22 protein-coding genes are annotated in these 18911 nt (G+C 54.0%); 14 read left to right on the top strand and 8 right to left on the bottom strand.

What is annotated here, in order from left to right; genetic code table 11:
- Positions 1-8: 8 nt before the first annotated feature.
- The gene (gene yqgB, locus BN2591_RS25030; protein ID WP_141399354.1) at positions 9-191 is read right to left on the bottom strand and encodes an acid stress response protein YqgB; all 183 of its coding nucleotides are present in this window, start codon (positions 189-191) and stop codon (positions 9-11) included.
- 93 nt (positions 192-284) lie between these two features.
- Positions 285-428 carry a hypothetical protein gene (locus tag BN2591_RS25025; protein WP_419177757.1) on the bottom strand — a complete coding sequence of 48 codons (144 nt, stop codon included), beginning with the start codon at positions 426-428 and terminating at the stop codon, positions 285-287.
- A gap of 440 nt (positions 429-868) precedes the next feature.
- Between BN2591_RS25025 and metK the strand changes: the two genes are divergently transcribed.
- From metK to ruvX, 8 genes are all read left to right on the top strand, one after another.
- Entirely contained in the window at positions 869-2023 is a 1155-nt protein-coding gene (gene metK / locus BN2591_RS19580; protein ID WP_086873503.1) for a methionine adenosyltransferase, read from the top strand.
- Positions 2024-2425: 402 nt separating this feature from the next.
- Positions 2426-3820: a sugar porter family MFS transporter gene (locus BN2591_RS19575; protein ID WP_020455160.1), complete on the top strand. Its 1395-nt coding sequence runs from the start codon at positions 2426-2428 to the stop codon at positions 3818-3820.
- 81 nt (positions 3821-3901) lie between these two features.
- The gene (locus BN2591_RS19570) at positions 3902-4408 is read left to right on the top strand and encodes a SprT family zinc-dependent metalloprotease (protein WP_086873502.1); all 507 of its coding nucleotides are present in this window, start codon (positions 3902-3904) and stop codon (positions 4406-4408) included.
- A gap of 87 nt (positions 4409-4495) precedes the next feature.
- The gene (endA, locus tag BN2591_RS19565; protein ID WP_086873501.1) at positions 4496-5194 is read left to right on the top strand and encodes a deoxyribonuclease I; all 699 of its coding nucleotides are present in this window, start codon (positions 4496-4498) and stop codon (positions 5192-5194) included.
- Between the two features lie 81 nt (positions 5195-5275).
- Positions 5276-6007, top strand: a complete 732-nt coding sequence (gene rsmE, locus BN2591_RS19560; protein ID WP_086873500.1) for a 16S rRNA (uracil(1498)-N(3))-methyltransferase — start codon at positions 5276-5278, stop codon at positions 6005-6007.
- Between the two features lie 13 nt (positions 6008-6020).
- On the top strand, positions 6021-6968 hold the full coding sequence (gshB, locus tag BN2591_RS19555) for a glutathione synthase (RefSeq protein WP_086873499.1): 948 nt from the start codon (positions 6021-6023) through the stop codon (positions 6966-6968).
- A gap of 121 nt (positions 6969-7089) precedes the next feature.
- Positions 7090-7653, top strand: coding sequence for a YqgE/AlgH family protein (locus BN2591_RS19550; RefSeq protein ID WP_017457580.1), 564 nt, complete (start codon positions 7090-7092; stop codon positions 7651-7653).
- Positions 7653-8069: a Holliday junction resolvase RuvX gene (ruvX, locus tag BN2591_RS19545; protein WP_017457579.1), complete on the top strand. Its 417-nt coding sequence runs from the start codon at positions 7653-7655 to the stop codon at positions 8067-8069. The genes BN2591_RS19550 and ruvX overlap by 1 nt, the downstream gene beginning before the upstream one ends.
- Before the next feature lie 153 nt (positions 8070-8222).
- Here the strand turns inward: ruvX and BN2591_RS19540 are convergent, their stop codons facing one another.
- Entirely contained in the window at positions 8223-8915 is a 693-nt protein-coding gene (locus tag BN2591_RS19540; RefSeq protein ID WP_086873498.1) for an IclR family transcriptional regulator, read from the bottom strand.
- Between the two features lie 66 nt (positions 8916-8981).
- Here BN2591_RS19540 and BN2591_RS19535 point away from each other — a divergent pair, with 66 nt between their 5' ends.
- Entirely contained in the window at positions 8982-11240 is a 2259-nt protein-coding gene (locus BN2591_RS19535; protein WP_086873497.1) for an FAD-dependent oxidoreductase, read from the top strand.
- Here the strand turns inward: BN2591_RS19535 and BN2591_RS19530 are convergent.
- Positions 11237-12217: a type IV pilus twitching motility protein PilT gene (locus BN2591_RS19530; RefSeq protein ID WP_086873496.1), complete on the bottom strand. Its 981-nt coding sequence runs from the start codon at positions 12215-12217 to the stop codon at positions 11237-11239. The two genes, BN2591_RS19535 and BN2591_RS19530, sit on opposite strands and share 4 nt — an antisense overlap.
- Positions 12218-12234: 17 nt before the next feature.
- On the opposite strand from BN2591_RS19530, the gene BN2591_RS19525 reads away from it, so the two are divergent.
- Genes BN2591_RS19525 through hemW form a run of 5 tightly spaced genes read left to right on the top strand, consistent with a single transcriptional unit; the run spans position 12235 to position 15542 of the window.
- Positions 12235-12939 carry a YggS family pyridoxal phosphate-dependent enzyme gene (locus tag BN2591_RS19525; protein ID WP_086873495.1) on the top strand — a complete coding sequence of 235 codons (705 nt, stop codon included), beginning with the start codon at positions 12235-12237 and terminating at the stop codon, positions 12937-12939.
- Between the two features lie 18 nt (positions 12940-12957).
- A complete protein-coding gene (locus tag BN2591_RS19520; protein WP_086873494.1) occupies positions 12958-13524 on the top strand; it encodes a YggT family protein in 567 nt (188 codons plus the stop codon).
- Positions 13521-13811, top strand: a complete 291-nt coding sequence (yggU, locus tag BN2591_RS19515) for a DUF167 family protein YggU (RefSeq protein WP_017457573.1) — start codon at positions 13521-13523, stop codon at positions 13809-13811. The genes BN2591_RS19520 and yggU overlap by 4 nt, the downstream gene beginning before the upstream one ends.
- An 8-nt stretch (positions 13812-13819) precedes the next feature.
- On the top strand, positions 13820-14413 hold the full coding sequence (locus tag BN2591_RS19510) for an XTP/dITP diphosphatase (protein ID WP_086873493.1): 594 nt from the start codon (positions 13820-13822) through the stop codon (positions 14411-14413).
- Positions 14406-15542, top strand: a complete 1137-nt coding sequence (gene hemW / locus BN2591_RS19505; protein ID WP_086873492.1) for a radical SAM family heme chaperone HemW — start codon at positions 14406-14408, stop codon at positions 15540-15542. The genes BN2591_RS19510 and hemW overlap by 8 nt, the downstream gene beginning before the upstream one ends.
- A gap of 54 nt (positions 15543-15596) precedes the next feature.
- Here the strand turns inward: hemW and wzz(fepE) are convergent, their stop codons facing one another.
- From wzz(fepE) to trmB, 4 genes are all read right to left on the bottom strand, one after another.
- Positions 15597-16703 carry an LPS O-antigen length regulator Wzz(fepE) gene (wzz(fepE), locus tag BN2591_RS19500; RefSeq protein WP_086873491.1) on the bottom strand — a complete coding sequence of 369 codons (1107 nt, stop codon included), beginning with the start codon at positions 16701-16703 and terminating at the stop codon, positions 15597-15599.
- A gap of 346 nt (positions 16704-17049) precedes the next feature.
- Positions 17050-17769 (bottom strand): YggN family protein, encoded by a 720-nt coding sequence (locus tag BN2591_RS19495; protein WP_086873490.1) that lies wholly within the window; start codon positions 17767-17769, stop codon positions 17050-17052.
- A gap of 55 nt (positions 17770-17824) precedes the next feature.
- Positions 17825-18151, bottom strand: coding sequence for a YggL family protein (locus tag BN2591_RS19490; protein WP_086873489.1), 327 nt, complete (start codon positions 18149-18151; stop codon positions 17825-17827).
- Positions 18151-18870: a tRNA (guanosine(46)-N7)-methyltransferase TrmB gene (gene trmB, locus BN2591_RS19485; protein WP_086873488.1), complete on the bottom strand. Its 720-nt coding sequence runs from the start codon at positions 18868-18870 to the stop codon at positions 18151-18153. Before trmB ends, BN2591_RS19490 begins: the two co-directional genes overlap by 1 nt.
- Positions 18871-18911 lie beyond the last annotated feature (41 nt).

Here is an 18911-nt window from a genome sequence, read left to right as displayed (position 1 = left end):
AACGAACCTCAATAGATGAAAGTGTATACCCTGTGCATATCACGACGCCCAACGGCTACGGCGCGCAAATGCATAAGCGTAAAATAGTTGACTACTATCGCAGTGACACATAGCGATAACAACCCATAAACAGCCTGACTTTTCAGCGCAATATGCTGAAGCACCGACTGTGCGACCGGTTTCTTATTCATATCATTGTAAAACACGTATCGGGACTCGAGTATGACAGCCCGGCGAAACCACGAGAAAACCCCTGTGTTAACAGGAGAGCCCTTGTTCAGTTATCACAATGCCTTACCGGCCCTGGAGTCCTGAGAAGCGCCGAAATGGGTATAACATCGGCAGGTTTGCAGATTCGAAATGCAGGTTGCGGGGAATAAACGCACGTCAGAACGACGCGACAGGTCCTGTAGAAAACAGCGCTTCATTATCTCTTATCACCTCCACGCAAGCCGTTAAGACCCGCGACAAGCCAAAGCCATTAAATTCACTGCTTAACCCGGCTGGAAGTGGCGACACAGCGTTTCTGCCGTGCGCTTTTTTTAATGAGCCGCGCGCGGCGTTTTATACCGATAACGGGGTGAAAATGCAAAATAAAAAAGCTGTGTTTGCCGCATTGCCAGGAAAATTTTCCGTCACTATTTGTGACAGGATGTGGCGAGCATCAAAAAACGCTGGCAATAAGGTCAAGAGTTAACCTAGAATAGCCATCCAGATGTTAATCCGTCCATACGTGAAGAATGTATGCGCAGAACCGATTAACACGCAGACTTCATGTGTCACCTTCTGCAGTCCGCGTCCGCCAGACGCGAAGACCTCCGGACACAGAATTCGAGCTAACCGTATTACTCCAGGGTGAAAACTTACTATGGCAAAACACCTTTTTACGTCCGAGTCCGTCTCTGAAGGGCATCCTGACAAAATCGCTGACCAAATTTCCGATGCCGTGCTGGATGCAATCCTCGAGCAGGATCCGAAAGCACGCGTTGCTTGTGAAACCTATGTCAAAACCGGCATGGTGCTGGTAGGTGGCGAAATCACCACCAGCGCGTGGGTAGATATCGAAGAGATCACCCGTAACACCGTACGTGAAATCGGCTATGTGCATTCTGACATGGGCTTTGACGCCAACTCCTGCGCCGTACTGAGCGCAATTGGTAAACAGTCTCCGGATATCAACCAGGGGGTTGACCGTGCAGACCCGCTGGAACAGGGCGCTGGCGACCAGGGCCTGATGTTTGGCTATGCGACCAATGAAACCGACGTGCTGATGCCTGCGCCGATCACCTATGCTCACCGTCTGGTTGAGCGTCAGGCTGAAGTGCGTAAAAACGGCACGCTGCCGTGGCTGCGTCCGGACGCGAAAAGCCAGGTAACGTTCCAGTATGACGACGGCAAAATCGTCGGCATCGACGCGGTAGTTCTGTCTACTCAGCATGCAGAAGATATCGATCAGAAATCCCTGCAAGAAGCGGTGATGGAAGAGATCATCAAACCGATCCTGCCGACCGAATGGCTGAATGCCTCGACCAAATTCTTCATCAACCCGACTGGCCGTTTCGTGATCGGTGGCCCAATGGGCGACTGCGGTCTGACCGGGCGTAAAATCATCGTTGATACCTACGGCGGTATGGCTCGCCACGGCGGCGGCGCTTTCTCTGGTAAAGATCCGTCGAAAGTTGACCGTTCCGCTGCTTATGCCGCGCGTTACGTTGCGAAAAACATCGTTGCCGCAGGTCTCGCTGACCGTTGCGAAATCCAGGTTTCTTATGCTATCGGCGTTGCTGAACCGACCTCCATCATGGTGGAAACGTTCGGTACTGAGAAAATCGCCAGCGAACAGCTGACGCTGCTGGTGCGCGAGTTCTTCGATCTGCGTCCGTACGGCTTGATTCAGATGCTGGATCTGCTGCATCCGATCTACAAACAAACCGCCGCATACGGTCACTTTGGTCGCGAAACTTTCCCTTGGGAAAAAACCGACAAAGCGGCGCTGCTGCGTGAAGCCGCCGGTCTGGAATAATTCTCTAACCGCGTTGCTATTCAGGCCAGCCTTGTGCTGGCCTTTTTATTTTTTACACCTGTTCATTTCGCCGCGATTTTTTCCAGCGCCTATACTCACTTATCCCGCACCGCATTTATCTGAAAGCGATTACACCGCTGCGCTTCGCTGATTTTTCAGACTTTTCCTTTTGAAAAACGAACACAACATGGTTGTTACATTCCGTTTCGGTTTAGTCTGAAACTCATCGCGTCCCCTCTCCTTTATCGCCCAACAATTCTATAATAATTAACACTTTTATTTACATTGACGGCCTTATTGCAATGTAACCGATTACACTCATGTGATGTAAATCACGTATTTTTACCGATGAGTGGCCTACCTTTTACATCGAAAAAACCAATGACATGAATGGAGGGCATAATGCCTGACAATAAAAAACAGGGGTATTCAAACAAGGCAATGACCTTCTTTGTTTGCTTCCTCGCTGCACTGGCAGGACTGCTTTTTGGCCTGGATATTGGGGTAATCGCGGGTGCGTTGCCCTTTATCACCAAAGATTTTCAGATTAGCGCACACACGCAGGAGTGGGTGGTCAGTTCAATGATGTTCGGTGCCGCTGTTGGCGCCGTCGGCAGCGGCTGGCTCTCCTGGCGCCTTGGGCGTAAAAAAAGCCTGATGATTGGCGCTATCTTGTTTGTCATCGGTTCGCTCTGTTCTGCGGCCGCGCCAAACGTGGAAGTGCTGATTATTTCCCGCGTACTGCTCGGTCTGGCGGTTGGTATTGCCTCTTATACTGCGCCACTCTATCTCTCTGAAATCGCGCCGGAAAAAATTCGCGGCAGCATGATTTCCATGTATCAGTTGATGATCACTATTGGGATTCTGGGCGCTTATCTCTCAGACACCGCGTTCAGCTACAGCGGCGCATGGCGCTGGATGCTGGGCGTCATCATCATTCCGGCGATTTTGTTGCTGATTGGCGTGTTCTTCCTGCCGGATAGCCCGCGCTGGTTTGCCGCCAAGCGCCGCTTCCATGATGCCGAACGGGTGTTGTTGCGCCTGCGCGATACCAGCGCCGAAGCGAAAAACGAGCTGGAAGAGATCCGCGAAAGCCTGCAGGTAAAACAGACCGGTTGGGCACTGTTCAAAGAGAACAGCAACTTCCGCCGCGCGGTGTTCCTGGGCGTATTATTACAGGTAATGCAGCAGTTCACCGGGATGAACGTCATCATGTATTACGCTCCAAAGATCTTTGAACTGGCGGGCTACACCAATACCACCGAGCAGATGTGGGGCACGGTGATCGTGGGTCTGACTAACGTTCTGGCGACCTTTATCGCCATCGGTCTGGTGGATCGTTGGGGACGTAAGCCGACGTTGGTACTGGGCTTTTTGGTCATGGCAGCGGGCATGGGCATCCTCGGCACGATGTTGCATCTGGGTATCCATTCGCCGTCGGCACAATACTTTGCTGTCGCCATGCTGCTGATGTTTATTGTTGGCTTCGCCATGAGCGCCGGTCCGTTGATTTGGGTACTATGTTCCGAAATCCAGCCGCTGAAAGGCCGCGACTTTGGTATCACCTGCTCCACCGCCACCAACTGGATTGCCAACATGATTGTCGGGGCAACGTTCCTGACCATGCTCAACACGCTGGGCAACGCCAACACCTTCTGGGTTTACGGCGGCCTGAACGTCCTGTTCATCGTGCTGACACTGTGGCTGGTGCCGGAAACCAAACATGTTTCGCTCGAGCACATTGAGCGTAACCTGATGCGTGGCCGTCCGCTGCGCGAAATTGGCTCCCACAACTAACCTTCAAGGCTTCCTCTGCGGAGGAAGCCTTTACTTTTTGCCTGTTGCACTCCTGCCCCACCCCACCTATTCTCTGCACTTATGAAAACACCCCGTCTCCCAATCGCCCTTCAGCAAGCCGTGATGCGCAGCCTGCGGGATAAACTCGCGCAAGCGAACCTGAAACTGGGACGTAACTACCCGGAACCGAAACTGGTCTATCAGCAGCGCGGCACGGCGGCAGGCACCGCCTGGCTGGCCGATTACGAAATCCGGCTGAATCCCGTTCTGCTGCTCGAAAACCAGCAGGCGTTTATTGAAGAGGTGGTTCCTCACGAACTGGCGCATTTGCTGGTGTGGAAGCACTTTGGTCGTGTCGCACCGCACGGCAAAGAGTGGAAGTGGATGATGGAGAGCGTGCTCGGTGTGCCCGCTCGCCGCACCCATCAGTTCGAACTGGAATCTGTGCGATCCAATACTTTCCCATACCATTGCAAATGTCAGCAGCACCAGTTAACGGTGCGACGCCACAATCGCGTGCTGCGCGGTGAGGCGGTTTACCGCTGCGTACACTGCGGCGAGCCACTAGCTGCTGGCGCGAGTAACTGAATCCATTAAGAAGTTTTCCGCGCGAACTGATTGCATCAGGCAACAGCTTCCGCTACGTTGCGAACTCGTTTTGACAGGGAGTTCGCCATGTTTCGTTTTATCTCACTCTTCTTCGCGCTGATTGCTGTTCCCGCCTTCGCAGCGGACGGCATCAACAGTTTTGCCCAGGCCAAAGCGGCGGGCGTCAAAGTTAACGCCGATGTGCCGGGCGATTTCTACTGCGGCTGTAAAATCAACTGGCAGGGTAAAAAAGGGGTTATCGACCTCGCGTCTTGCGGCTACCAGGTGCGTAAAAACGAAAACCGCGCCAGCCGGGTCGAATGGGAGCATGTTATGCCCGCCTGGCAGTTCGGCCATCTGCGCCAGTGCTGGCAGGATGGCGGGCGTAAAAACTGCGCCAAAGATCCGGTGTACCGCAAAATCGAAAGCGATATGCACAACCTGCAACCCGCTGTCGGCGAGGTAAACGGCGATCGCGGCAACTTTATGTACGGTCAATGGAACGGCGGCGAAAGTCAGTACGGTCAGTGCGGCATGAAAATTGATTTCAAAGCGAAGCTCGCTGAACCGCCTGTTCGCGCGCGTGGCGCAATTGCGCGTACCTATTTCTATATGCGCGACCAGTATCAACTCAACCTTTCCCGCCAGCAAACCCAGCTTTTCACCGCCTGGGACAAGCTTTATCCGGTCACAGACTGGGAGTGCAAACGTGATGAGCGCATCGCCAATGTGCAGGGCAACCATAACCCTTACGTGCAGCGCGCTTGCATGGCGCGAAAGAGCTAACCTACACTAGCGGCATTTGTTAAAGCCCGCCCCGTCCGTCAATCCCGGCCGGGGCTGCAACCTAAGCGGATTCGAAATACCATGCGCATTCCCCGCATCCACCACCCAGAACTAATCCAGCCAGGCCATGAGATTGCCCTCAGCGACGATGCCGCCAACCATGTCGGACGCGTGCTGCGTATGGGACCAGGCCAGGCCATTCAGCTTTTCGACGGCTCTAATCAGGTTTTTGAGGCCGAAATTGTCCGCGCCGATAAAAAAAGCGTGGTGGTGAAAATCCTTGGCAGTGAAGTGGACGATCGTGAATCGCCGCTTCATATTCACCTGGGCCAGGTGATGTCGCGTGGTGAAAAAATGGAATTCACTATCCAGAAATCGATTGAGCTTGGGGTAAGCCTCATTACGCCACTTTTTTCTGAGCGCTGCGGGGTTAAACTGGATGCTGAACGTCTGAATAAGAAGCTTCAGCAGTGGCAAAAAATCGCCATTGCCGCTTGTGAACAGTGCGGTCGCAATCGGGTGCCGGAAATTCGCCCGGCCATGGATCTCGAAGCCTGGTGCGCCGAAGAGGAAGCAGGCTTAAAGCTAAACCTGCACCCGCGCGCCAGCCAGAGCATCAATACGCTGCCGCTGCCCGTTGAACGCGTGCGCTTACTGATTGGCCCGGAGGGTGGGTTATCCGCCGACGAGATTGCGATGACCGCGCGCTATCAGTTCACCGATATTTTGTTAGGCCCCCGTGTGCTACGCACAGAGACTACGGCGCTTACCGCCATCACCGCGCTTCAGGTGCGCTTCGGCGACCTGGGTTGAAAGGAGAAGCAGAATGATCAAGCTCGGCATCGTGATGGATCCCATCGCGGACATCAATATCAAAAAAGACTCCAGCTTCGCCATGCTGCTGGAAGCTCAGCGCCGCGGCTATGAGCTGCACTATATGGAGATGGCGGATCTTTATCTGATTAACGGTGAAGCTCGCGCCCGTACCCGCACCTTGTCCGTCGAACATAATTACGACAAATGGTATGAATTCGGCAGCGAACAGGATATGGCTCTCGCTGAGCTGGACACCATCCTGATGCGTAAAGATCCACCATTCGATACCGAATATATTTATGCGACGTACATCCTTGAACGCGCGGAAGAAAAAGGCACGCTGATCGTGAACAAACCGCAGAGCCTGCGCGACTGCAACGAAAAGCTGTTTACCGCCTGGTTCCCGGAACTAACCCCGGAAACGTTGGTTACGCGCAACAAAGCGCAACTGAAAGCCTTCTGGCAAAAGCACACCGACATCATTCTTAAGCCGTTGGACGGCATGGGCGGCACTTCAATTTTCCGCGTTAAAGAGGGCGATCCAAACCTCTCGGTTATCGCTGAAACGCTGACCGAGCTGGGTAGCCGCTACTGCATGGCGCAGAACTACCTGCCCGCCATCAAAGATGGCGACAAACGTGTGCTGGTCGTTGATGGCGAACCGGTGCCTTACTGCCTGGCACGCATTCCACAGGGCGGTGAAACTCGAGGAAACCTCGCCGCAGGTGGACGCGGCGAACCGCGCCCGTTAAGCGAAAGCGACTGGGCCATCGCGCGTAAAGTCGCGCCGGTGCTGAAAGCCAAAGGGTTGATCTTTGTCGGCCTGGATATTATCGGCGATCGCCTGACCGAAATTAACGTCACCAGCCCAACCTGCATTCGCGAAATCGAAGCGGAATTCCCGATCTCCATTACCGGTATGTTGATGGACGCTATCGAGAAACGCCTCGGAAAATAACTGTCATATCAAGGGTGCGGGACGGATCCCGCCCCTCGCCAGCTTTGGCTAGTGACAGCACTCCGCTTTCCCCCCATACTAAGCTGTCGCTTTTTTGAACCAGGAAACAGAACCTCTGACAATGAATTTACAGCATCACTTTCTTATTGCCATGCCTGCTCTTCAGGATCCTCTCTTTCGTCGCTCCGTGGTTTACATTTGCGAGTACAACGATGAAGGTGCGATGGGGCTGATTATTAATAAGCCGCTGGAAAACCTGAAAGTGGAAGGTGTTCTGGAAAAACTCAAAATCCAGCCCACAGAACGCGATCCGGCAATCCGCCTGGATAAACCGGTGCTGCTTGGCGGCCCGTTGGCCGAAGATCGCGGTTTTATTCTGCACACGCCACCGGCGGCATTCTCGTCGAGCATCCGCGTGTCAGATAACACCGTCATCACCACCTCGCGCGATGTGCTGGAGACCCTTGGCACGGCAGAGCAACCGAGCGAAGTGCTGGTTGCGCTGGGCTATGCCTCGTGGGAGAAAGGGCAGCTCGAGGAGGAGATCCTTGATAACGCCTGGCTCACTGCGCCTGCGGATCTCAACATTCTGTTTAAAACGCCGATCGCCGATCGCTGGCGTGAAGCGGCCAAACTTATCGGTATTGATATCTCTACCATGCCTGGCGTGGCGGGACACGCCTGATGAGCGGAACCCTGTTAGCCTTTGATTTCGGCACCAAAAGCATTGGCGTTGCCATCGGGCAGCGCATCACGGGTACGGCTCGCCCACTCAGCGCGCTGAAAGCGCAGGACGGCACGCCGGACTGGAAGCTTATCGAAAAGCTGTTAAAAGAGTGGCAGCCCGAGTCTGTGATTGTGGGTTTGCCGTTGAATATGGACGGCACCGAGCAACCACTTACCGCTCGTGCCCGTAACTTTGCCAACAAAGTTCATGGCCGTTTTGGCGTGCAGGTGACGCTGCATGATGAGCGCTTAAGCACCGTAGAAGCCCGCGCCGGGCTGTTCGAACGCGGCGGTTTTCGCGCGCTCGACAAGGGAAGTGTCGATTCCGCTTCCGCCGTCATCATCCTTGAGAGCTACTTCGAACAACATTTCTGAACCTGCCCCGACCAGCAGCTCTCCCCCTTACTGACCCGACGAAAGCCGCGACCTGTTCGCGGCTTTCTGCCGATCGTTCTCACAGTTTCCGGCTGTGCTTTTTGCATTTCATTGCGTGTTTCTATAAAAGAAACATATTAGCATTAGCCAGCGTCAGGATTTTTCCGTCAGGCGTTCAACCAGCGCGTGAAGTGCCTGTAGCCGTGTTTCTACGACCGTGTCGTCAACGTGCCACATTCCGGCAAAGGCGAGTGCGGCGGAGTGTGCGCCAAGCGGTTTTGCCATCGAGACTTCACCGTCGTCATGGTGCCAGACCACGTGACCGTGCTCACGCTGCCGGGCGACATGCGGGCCAAGCAGCAGCCACTGCTCTTCGCTAAAGCGCTGTTGCAGGGTTTCATCACTTTCTGCCGCCAGTAACGCCATGCCGATGACGGACTGCCAGGCCGGAAGCATATGAAAACCAGCCAGCGCCTGGCTGACCTGACTACCGGGGCTGGAGTGATAGATATAGATCACCTGATCCTCCCAGAGCACCCCCATCGCCACCACGATATCTTTCGGGGCATGGCTTTCCAGTAGCGGCAGCGCCTGGGAGAAGAGTGCTGAACCACGGATGGCCTGCGCCGCCAGCGCATGGATTCCGGGACCAGGCAGATAGCGACGCTGTGCATCCTGCATCGTCAGGCCAATAGACGCCATGGTCATCAACAACCGGTTTACACGGGTTGTGTTAATGCCCATCAGGCGCGCCAGTTCGCGACAGCCAATGGCGCGATCGCTGGAAACCAGATATTGCAGGCAGCGAATGCCATCGATCAGGCTTTGATTGGGTTGTGAAGACATTGCAGGTTCACTTTTCAGGTTGCTCGAAAAAACGATTCTACCGCCAGTAAAGAAGGAAACAAGGTTATGAAAATCTTTCCTCAAACCGATGCCAGAACATTTCCAACGCAGCAACTGCACGCCGATCTGCTAGTTGCGGGCGGCGGGCTGGCAGGGCTTTGTGCCGCGCTGGCGGCAGCGCGAGACGGCTTGCAAGTGGTGCTCGTCCAGGACAGACCAGTGCTAGGCGGAAATGCCTCCAGCGAAGTGCGTCTGTGGGCCAACGGCGCAACCTCACATATGGGCAATAATAACCGCTGGGCGCGCGAAGGCGGCATCATGGGCGAAATCATGGAAGAGAACCTCTGGCGGAACAAAGAGGGAAATCCGGTAATGTTCGACCTGGTGTTGCTGGATCTTGCCAAAAGCCAGCCTGGGCTGACATTGCTGCTCAATACCGCCGTCTTTGAGGTCGAAAAAACGGAAAATGCCCTCACTGGGGTAAAAGCCTTCAACCCGATTAACGAGACTTTTTACACCATAAGCGCCACGCAGTTCTGCGATGCCACCGGCGACGGCGTGCTCGGTTTTCTGGCCGGTGCAGAATACCGTGAAGGCGCGGAAGAAGCTGAAGAGCTGGGCGAAAAAATGGCACCCGGTGACAATTTTGGTCACAAGCTGGGCCACTCCATCTATTTCTACACTAAGCAAACCGCCGGGCCGGTAAACTTTGTTCCCCCCTCTTTCGCCCTGCAAGATATCACCACCATTCCGCGCTACAAGCGCCTGACGTCAACGCTGAACGGCTGCGATTTGTGGTGGCTGGAGTGGGGAGGCCGCCTTGATACCGTGCACGAAAGTGAAGAGATCAAATGGGAACTGTGGAGAATTGTCTGGGGCGTCTGGGATCATATAAAAAACTCTGGCGAATTCCCTGAAGCCGCCAATATGACTATCGAATGGGTTGGTGCGATCCCCGGCAAGCGTGAAAGCCGCCGGTTCCTTGGCGATCATATGCTGTGCCAGCAGGACATTATTGAGCAACGCGATCATTACGACGCCGTGGGTTATGGCGGTTGGTCGATAGATTTGCACCCGGCTGATGGCGTTTACAGCACTCACGACGGCTGCCGACAGTTTCACAGCAAAGGCACCTACACCATTCCGTTTCGCAGCCTTTACAGCCGCTCACTCGATAACTTATTGCTTACCGGGCGGCTCATCTCCGCCTCGCATGTCGCCTTCGGCAGCGCTCGCGTAATGTGTACCTGCGGTCTATTGGGCGAAGTTGTCGGGCGCGCTGCGGCGCAATGTAAAGCCCTTAACCTGCTGCCGCGTGAACTGGCGCAGCGAGAGCATATCAGCACTTTGCAGCAGCATTTACAGGCCACTGGCTGCTATATCCCACGTCAGTGGCTGAACGACCCGGCTGCTGGCGCCACCGTCAGCGCCAGCAGCGAATACCAACTGAGCGAGCTGAAACCCAACGGCACCTGGCAGCCGCTTTCGGAACGCATGGCGTTACTGTTACCAGTGCGCGCGGGTGCGCAACTACCCGAGATGACGCTGCGTTTACGGGCATCAACACCGCAACCACTGGCGGTTTCACTGCTTGGCAGCGCACGCGCCGGGAACTTCACCCCAGACTATCAATACGACGAAAGCGTACTTCAGGTCTCCGGTGAAGCCGAGTACACCCTGGCTTTCAACTGGCAAAGCGATCGCGACCAGTACGTGTTTGTCGCTTTCGACGCGCAGGAAGGTATCGAAATTGCGCTCACGAGTACCCTCCTGCCAGGCATTATGACGGTCTTTAACAGCCTTAACGCCCGCGTGGCAAAACACACCCGCCAGGTCGCAGACGGCGATTATGGCGTCGACGAGTTCGATTTCTGGCTACCGCGCCGTCACCCGCAGCAGATCTTCCCTGCCCTGCGTTTCAGCCAGCCACTGAATGCCTGGTGTGCGCAGAATGTATTAAATGGCCGCTTGCGTCCGGAGCAGCAAATCAATGCATGGACACCCGCCGCTGACGATGTCGCGCCGGAAATCATCTGGCGCTGGGCGGAGCCGCAAACGTTGCAGCATTTAACGCTGGTACAGGACAACGACTTCGATAACGCGATGGAGTCAGTCCAGATGGGTCATCACTATGCCGTAACGCCACACAGCATCACGCACTACCGCCTTTGGGCCGACGAACGGCTTCTGGCTGACGTGGAAAACAATCACCACTCGGTGTGCCAGCATAGCCTTGCAGTGCCGCTGACGGTACGCAGCGTCAGGCTGGAGATCCTGAAAACGGCAGGCGCGCTGCCTGCGGTTTACTCGCTAAACATCCGCTAAAGCCAGCCTTGCAGCACACGCTGTTGGTGGCTTTGTGCGAACGTTTGCATTCCCGCCTGTTGCCCGGTTTGCATCACGCCGGGCAACTGGTGCGTTTTGCCTTCGCGGATCAGGCTCGCCACCGCCGGAGAGTTAATCAGCAACTCGAATAACGCCACTCGCCCTCCTCGCTTGTCCGCCTCAAGTTTTTGCGCCAGTACCGCCTGCAGGCTCCCCGCCAGCTGGCTGCGCACAGGATCTTTTTCTTGCGCCGGAAAGCTATCGACCAGCCGCTCTACCGCTTGTGCCGCACCGCGCGTATGCAGCGTCGCCAGCACCAGATGCCCGGTTTCAGCGGCGGTCAGCGCCAGGCGAATGGTTTCGCTGTCGCGCAGCTCGCCGAGCAGGATCACATCCGGATCCTCACGCAGCGCCGCGCGCAGGCCGTCAGCAAATGACAGGCAATGCAGACCGACTTCCCGCTGCTGAATTAAGCAGCGATTGCTGGTGTGAACAAACTCGATCGGATCTTCCAGCGTGAGAATATGACCATCGTTATGTTGATTCAGGTAATCCACCATGGCCGCCATTGTGGTGGATTTGCCGCTGCCAGTTGCGCCCGTCACCAGGATCAGGCCGTTTTCCCGCCCAAGCAATTCACTCAGCGATACGGGCGCATCCAGTTCACTCAGCAATGGACAGCTTTGCGGCAGCAAGCGTAACGCCAGCGAAACGCCACCGTGACGCGTAAAGGCACCGGCCCGCAGCCTGTGTCCTGCGGCTGTCGTCAGGGCAAAATCCACCTGCCCCCGCTCTCGCCACAGACGCTGCTGAGCAGTATTCAGATGCTGTTCAATCAGCCCGGCGAGATCGGTTATTTCAAACGGCGCGGGTTCCAGCCGTCCTTGCTGCCGCCAGCGCGGCACTGAGCCACTGCACAGGTGTAGATCCGAGACATTATGCTTTACACTAAGCGCCACTATTTCTTCTATATCCATATAGCCATCCTGGAATCATGAACGATATTGCGCATAACCTGGCACAGGTCCGGGACAAAATCTCAGCCGCCGCAACACGCTGCGGCCGGGCTTCAGAAGAAGTGACGCTGCTTGCAGTGAGCAAAACCAAACCTGCGAGCGCTGTCGCAGAAGCGATCAATGCCGGGCAACATGCTTTTGGCGAAAACTATGTTCAGGAAGGGGTGGATAAAATTAACCACTTCCGACAACTGGGCGTTCAGGGTCTGCAATGGCACTTTATTGGCCCGCTACAGTCCAACAAAAGCCGTCTGGTGGCGGAGAACTTCGACTGGTGCCACACGATAGACAGGCTGCGCATTGCCAGCCGTTTAAGCGAACAGCGCCCGGCAACGTTAGCGCCGCTGAATGTGCTTATCCAAATCAACATCAGCGATGAGCAGAGCAAATCCGGGATTGCGCTCAACGAGCTGGATGCGCTGGCCGCTCAGGTGGCCGAGCTACCCGGCGTTTGTCTGCGAGGATTGATGGCGATACCCGCGCCGCAAGCAGATTACGAACGCCAGTTTGCCGTGGCACGGCAAATGGCTGTAGCATTTGAAGCGTTAAAAACACGCTATCCGACGGTGGATACCCTGTCATTGGGCATGTCCGACGATATGACCGCCGCCATTGCGGCGGGAAGCACGATGGTGCGCATTGGTACGGCCATTTTTGGTGCGCGCGATTACACGAAAAATTAAGGAAAACTGAGGAACGCCATGAAGACGTTGACTTTCCTGCTCTCGACAGTGATTGAACTCTACACAATGGTTCTGCTGTTACGTGTCTGGATGCAGTGGGCACGCTGCGATTTTTACAACCCGTTTTCGCAGTTCGTGGTCAAAGCCACGCAGCCGATTGTCGGACCGCTGCGCCGCGTGTTGCCCGCAATGGGACCGCTGGATAGCGCTTCGCTGCTGATAGCTTTTGTGCTGTCGTTTATTAAAGCGATACTGATTTTTATGGTGATCACCTTCCAGCCGATCATCTGGATTTCCGCCCTGCTGATTTTACTGAAAACCATCGGCTTGATGATTTTCTGGGTACTGCTGGTAATGGCCATCATGAGTTGGGTGAGCCAGGGACGCAGCCCGGTGGAATATGTGCTCATGCAGCTGACCGAACCGCTGCTGCGGCCGATCCGCAGTCTGCTGCCGGCCATGGGCGGTATCGATTTTTCACCGATGATTCTGGTGCTGCTGCTGTACGTTCTGAATATGGGGATTGCGGAAGTGCTGCAATCTACCGGCGATATTCTGCTGCCGGGGCTGTGGATGGCACTATGAGTGCCGTTGTTACCTGTGAAGACGGGCTGGTGTTGCGGCTGTATATTCAGCCCAAAGCCAGCCGTGACGCCATTATCGGGCTGCATGGCGACGAGCTAAAAGTCGCCATCACCGCCCCGCCAGTGGACGGCCAGGCCAATGCGCACCTGGTAAAATTCCTCGCTAAGCAGTTCCGCGTGGCAAAAAACCAGGTCGTGATTGAAAAAGGCGAACTGGGCCGCCACAAACAGATTAAAATCTCACATCCGCAACAGATCCCGACGGAAGTCGCGGCGCTGATACATTAGGATCCGCTATGCAAAAAGTTGTCCTCGCTACCGGTAATGCCGGTAAAGTGCGCGAGCTGGCCTCGCTGCTGAATGATTTTGGCTTTGATGTTGTCGCACAAACTGAGTTGGGCGTGGAGTCTGCAGAAGAGACTGGCCTGACGTTTATTGAAAACGCCATCCTCAAAGCGCGCCACGTATCCCAGGTCACTGGACTTCCTGCCATTGCCGATGATTCCGGCCTGGCTGTCGATGCCCTCGGCGGTGCGCCGGGGATTTATTCGGCCCGTTATTCTGGGGTTGATGCCAGCGACCAGCAAAACCTGGAAAAGCTGCTCGACGCGCTAAAAGATGTGCCGGACGCTGAGCGCAAAGCGCAATTCCACTGCGTACTGGTCTATATGCGTCATGCGGATGACCCGACCCCACTGGTGTGCCACGGCAGCTGGTCAGGCGTGATCACGCGGCAGGCTGCGGGTAATGGCGGTTTTGGCTACGATCCGATTTTCTTTGTCCCTGCTGAGGGCAAAACCGCGGCGGAACTGACGCGCGAAGAAAAAAGCGCGATCTCCCACCGTGGACAAGCGTTGAAACTGCTACTGGAAGCACTGCGTAATGGCTGATTTGCCGCCTCTGAGCCTTTATATACATATTCCGTGGTGCGTGCAGAAATGCCCGTACTGCGATTTCAATTCCCACGCATTGAAGGGCGAAGTGCCACACGATGACTATGTTCAGCATTTGCTTAACGATCTCGATGCTGATGTCGCCTGGGCGCAGGGACGTGAAATAAAGACCATTTTTATTGGTGGCGGTACGCCGAGCCTGCTCTCTGGCCCGGCAATGCAAACGTTGCTGGATGGCGTGCGTGCGCGTTTGCCGCTCGCGCCTGATGCGGAAATCACCATGGAGGCCAACCCCGGCACCGTAGAGGCCGACCGCTTTGTCGAGTATCAACGAGCCGGCGTGAACCGCATTTCTATTGGCGTACAAAGTTTTAGCGAAACGAAGTTACAGCGCCTTGGGCGTATTCACGGTCCGCAGGAAGCCAAACGCGCCGCGCACCTGGCGAGCGGGCTGGGGCTACGCAGCTTTAACCTTGATTTAATGCACGGGTTGCCGGATCAGTCGCTGGAAGAAGCGCTGGATGACTTGCGACAGGCGATTGCGCTCAACCCGCCGCATTTGTCGTGGTACCAGCTCACCATTGAACCCAATACGCTGTTTGGCTCACGGCCTCCGGTGCTGCCAGACGACGATGCGCTCTGGGATATCTTCGAACAGGGACACCAGATCCTGACCGCCGCCGGGTATCAGCAATATGAAACCTCGGCTTACGCGAAGCCCGGTTACCAGTGCCAGCACAATCTTAACTACTGGCGTTTTGGCGACTATCTGGGGATTGGTTGTGGCGCTCACGGGAAAGTGACGTTTCCGGATGGGCGTATTCTGCGTACGGCAAAAACCCGCCATCCACGCGGTTATATGCAGGGTAATTACCTGGAAAAGCAGCACGATGTGGAGGCGCAAGATAAACCGTTTGAGTTCTTTATGAACCGTTTTCGCCTGCTGGAACCCGCGCCGCGAGCAGAATTTTCACGCTATACCGGACTGGATGAACGCGCTATTCGTCCGCAAATTGAGGAAGCACTGAAGCTGAATTATTTGACGGAAAGTGAAGAGAACTGGCAGATAACAGAACACGGTAAGTTATTTCTTAATTCCCTGCTGGAACTATTTCTTGCCGAATAATTCAGACGCTGGCTGTTCGGTTATTTGAACAGCCAGCCAGGGAATAATCAGTCGCTACAGTATATTACGCTGACGTATTGCGTGGCGCAGCAGCACAATACCACACGAAATAATCCCGCCGATCATTGCCGCCAATACCAGAATTAACGCCTTGCCCGCACCATCTTTTTTCATTGGAAGGGAGGGTGTCAGCTGGTATTTGATAGGGGAAAACTCAATATCTTTGATGTTCACCTTTTCCAGCTCCGACAATGTATATTCCCGATTCTGGAATTCCGCGTTTAACTCAGTTACATCTTTGAGCGACTTTTCAATTCTCAGCTTTTCTGCGATCCCATCCGCACCCAGCGCGATAGAAAAATCAGGATCATCTTGTACGGATTGTCCATTACTGTAGACCGGGCGCTTGATTCCAGCTGCATTGGCAACTTCCAGTGAGTAATTCAGGCGCTTGATTTTGGCATCATGTTTCGTAGTGATACGCACCCGATCCATCTCCAGCAGGTTTTTCTCGTAATTTTTACGTACTTCGACGTCACTACGCAGGGTATCCAGCGTCTCTTTCACCACCTGCGCTGACACATAGTCGATATAGTTTTGGAGCACCTGCTGCGCTTCCGGCGCGCTCGGTGCAGTGAAACTCAGCGACCATAAAGCGTAGGGCGAAGTGTCAACACTGCCCGGTTTGATACTATTAACGGCTTTGATTTTTTCAGACAACAACACGACGGCGCGGCGCAATTCGTGTTGATCAACATTCTGATCTTGTAATTTCCCCAAAACCAGTGGAGAGGAGGCAAGAAACTCTTCTTTCAAAGACTGAGAATTAAATTTTTTCAGGAAAAGATTAAATATCTCATTAGCATCAACAGGTACTTTTACACCAAGCACTTGCAGCGCAACCAGCGTTTTCTGTAATTCCGTCCACTGGATTTTTTCTGCCGCAGTCACCTCTGCCTGACTGGTCCATTTCTGTGGCAATAATGCGGCAATCAAAAACCCAGCAACAGCAAACAACAGTACCGTCGCGATAATGAAAACTTTACCTTTCCATAAAATACCTGCCAAACTTAGCAGGTCAATTTCATTCGTTTTAAAGGGAACAGGATGATTCTCATAAAAAGAAGGAGCTTGTTCAGGTTTGGTATTTAATGATGACATAAGATTATTTTCATAAAAATCGAGTCCATGATTTGAAGCTACGATATTAACATCAACAGGGACCTCCCGTAAGCAAATCAAACATCTATTAAGGTACTGAAATTGCCGCTATTTATCCAAAACCCACCAGGCTCTGTAGTTCCGCAGATTTTATTTTAATTGACCACCTAATTTTTTTATTTATATTAAAAATTACAGTGAGTTAGAAAAAAGAGACAAGGATTACCTGTCTATAATTAAGGGAAAAAGAAATAAGGATTATCTGTATATAATTAAGAAATAATAAAGAGTAATTGAATATATAAACACACAGCCATCCCTTAAAAGAGAAGGCTGTGTCGTGGCATTACTTCAACTGAGCGGTTAAGGCTTTACGGCTCTCTTCCAGCGTCACTACTCGCTTACAGACATCTTTCCCGAACTGCTGAAAATCCGCTTCCTGGTTTTTCCATTCGTTCTGGATAGCGGTTTGCAGACCGCCAAGGCTGCCTAAGACGTTTTGTAATGGGTTGCCGCCGCTTTTCAGCACGGCTTTCGCGCCCATTTCATTAATGCTGTCCTGCAGAATACCGCCCATCGCCTGGTTCACCAGTTGCTGGCCGTCCGCGCGGACTTGCTCAATCGCTTTATAGTGGAAGGTCAGACCATCGCTACGATGCTCAATAATGCGATTCATCTGCTCTTTTAATTGCGCATCAAGCCTGGTCAGGCGATTACGCATGCTGCTGCTTTCACCGACCTCTTTAACGATGATTTTATCCAGCGCGATGCGGTTTTTCTCCACGCGGCTGCGCGCACCATTATCAATCCACGGCAGCGCGCTGCGCAGTTCTGCCTGGTAATCTTTCGCCTGCTCGCGCTGAGCGGCGGTAAGTGTCGGTTGTTTGCCGTTGAACATCACATTGCCATCCGGTGTGATAACCAGATTGCCGTTCTCCCCTTTCACCTGCACGGTTTGCGGGTTGATGATCACATCGTCACGCGGCGTGACGCTACATTGATAGTCGGCCTGAGCCGCGAATGCTGTAAGCGTTAGAGCCGCCGCCAGTAGCGTTTTGCGCATCATATAAACTCCTGTAGAGACAAAACGGGCCAGCAAATGCTGGCCCCTTATGCTTTAGTTAGTCCCACCAAACGTCGAAAAGTTCGCTGACGCGCACCTCGGTCACCTGGTGTTCTTCAAGCCATTTACGCACGATAGCCTGATGCTCTTCAGTACATTTGCCAATCTCTTGCAGGCAGATCAGACCATCCCACGCCAGATAACCGCTACCGTCAAACGCCAGCTTGTTCGGCTCAATCACTTCCTGAATAAAGTCATCAACCGTTTTATCAATCTGCTCTTCGCTGGTGCCTTCCGGGAAGCGCCATGCAACAGAAAAACCCAGTTCCTGAAATTCATCGATGTGCATTTTTTTACGCAAACGACGGCTGCGGTTTGTTGCCATTATTTCACCCTCTCGAACATTAAGTCCCATACACCGTGACCAAGACGATGGCCACGCTGTTCAAATTTGGTTACCGGGCGCGACACTGGACGCGGCACAAAGTCGTTGGTCGCCGACAGGTTTTTGTAACCGTCGATGGACGTCATCACTTCCAGCATATGCTGTGCGTAGGCTTCCCAGTCTGTCGCCATATGAAACACGCCGCCCAGCTTGAGCTTGCTTTTCACCAGTTCAGCAAAGGGTACCTGAACGATGCGGCGTTTATTATGACGCGCTTTGTGCCACGGGTCAGGGAAAAAGAGCTGCACCATGTTCAAAGAATTGTCAGGAATCATCTTGTGCAACACTTCCACCGCGTCGTGGCACATTACGCGCAGATTTTCCACGCCCTCTTCATGAGCGGAGGAGAGGCAAGCGCCAACGCCCGGCGAGTGCACTTCAATGCCGAGGAAATCCTGATCCGGTCGCGTTTTCGCCATTTCAACCAGCGAAGCGCCCATGCCAAAACCAATCTCCAGCGTAACCGGGGAAGTGCGGCCAAACAGCGCGGTGAAATCAAGCGGCTGTTCTGTGAACTCAACGCCCATCACCGGCCAGTAATTATCCAGCGCGTGTTGCTGCCCTTTTGTCAGGCGGCCCTGGCGACGGACAAAGCTGCGAATGCGGCGCAACGGGCGGCCGTTTTCATCAAATTCCGGTGAAATGACGTCGTTATTCATAAAGTGATCTGCTTGTGAGAGTGTTCAGGAAACGGGCATTA

The sequence above is a fragment of the Kosakonia pseudosacchari genome (assembly GCF_900184035.1).
In the GTDB taxonomy this organism is placed as follows: domain Bacteria; phylum Pseudomonadota; class Gammaproteobacteria; order Enterobacterales; family Enterobacteriaceae; genus Kosakonia; species Kosakonia pseudosacchari.
The sequence above is the reverse complement of the archived record's forward strand: the minus strand, read 5'-3'. Positions and strand labels throughout refer to the sequence as shown.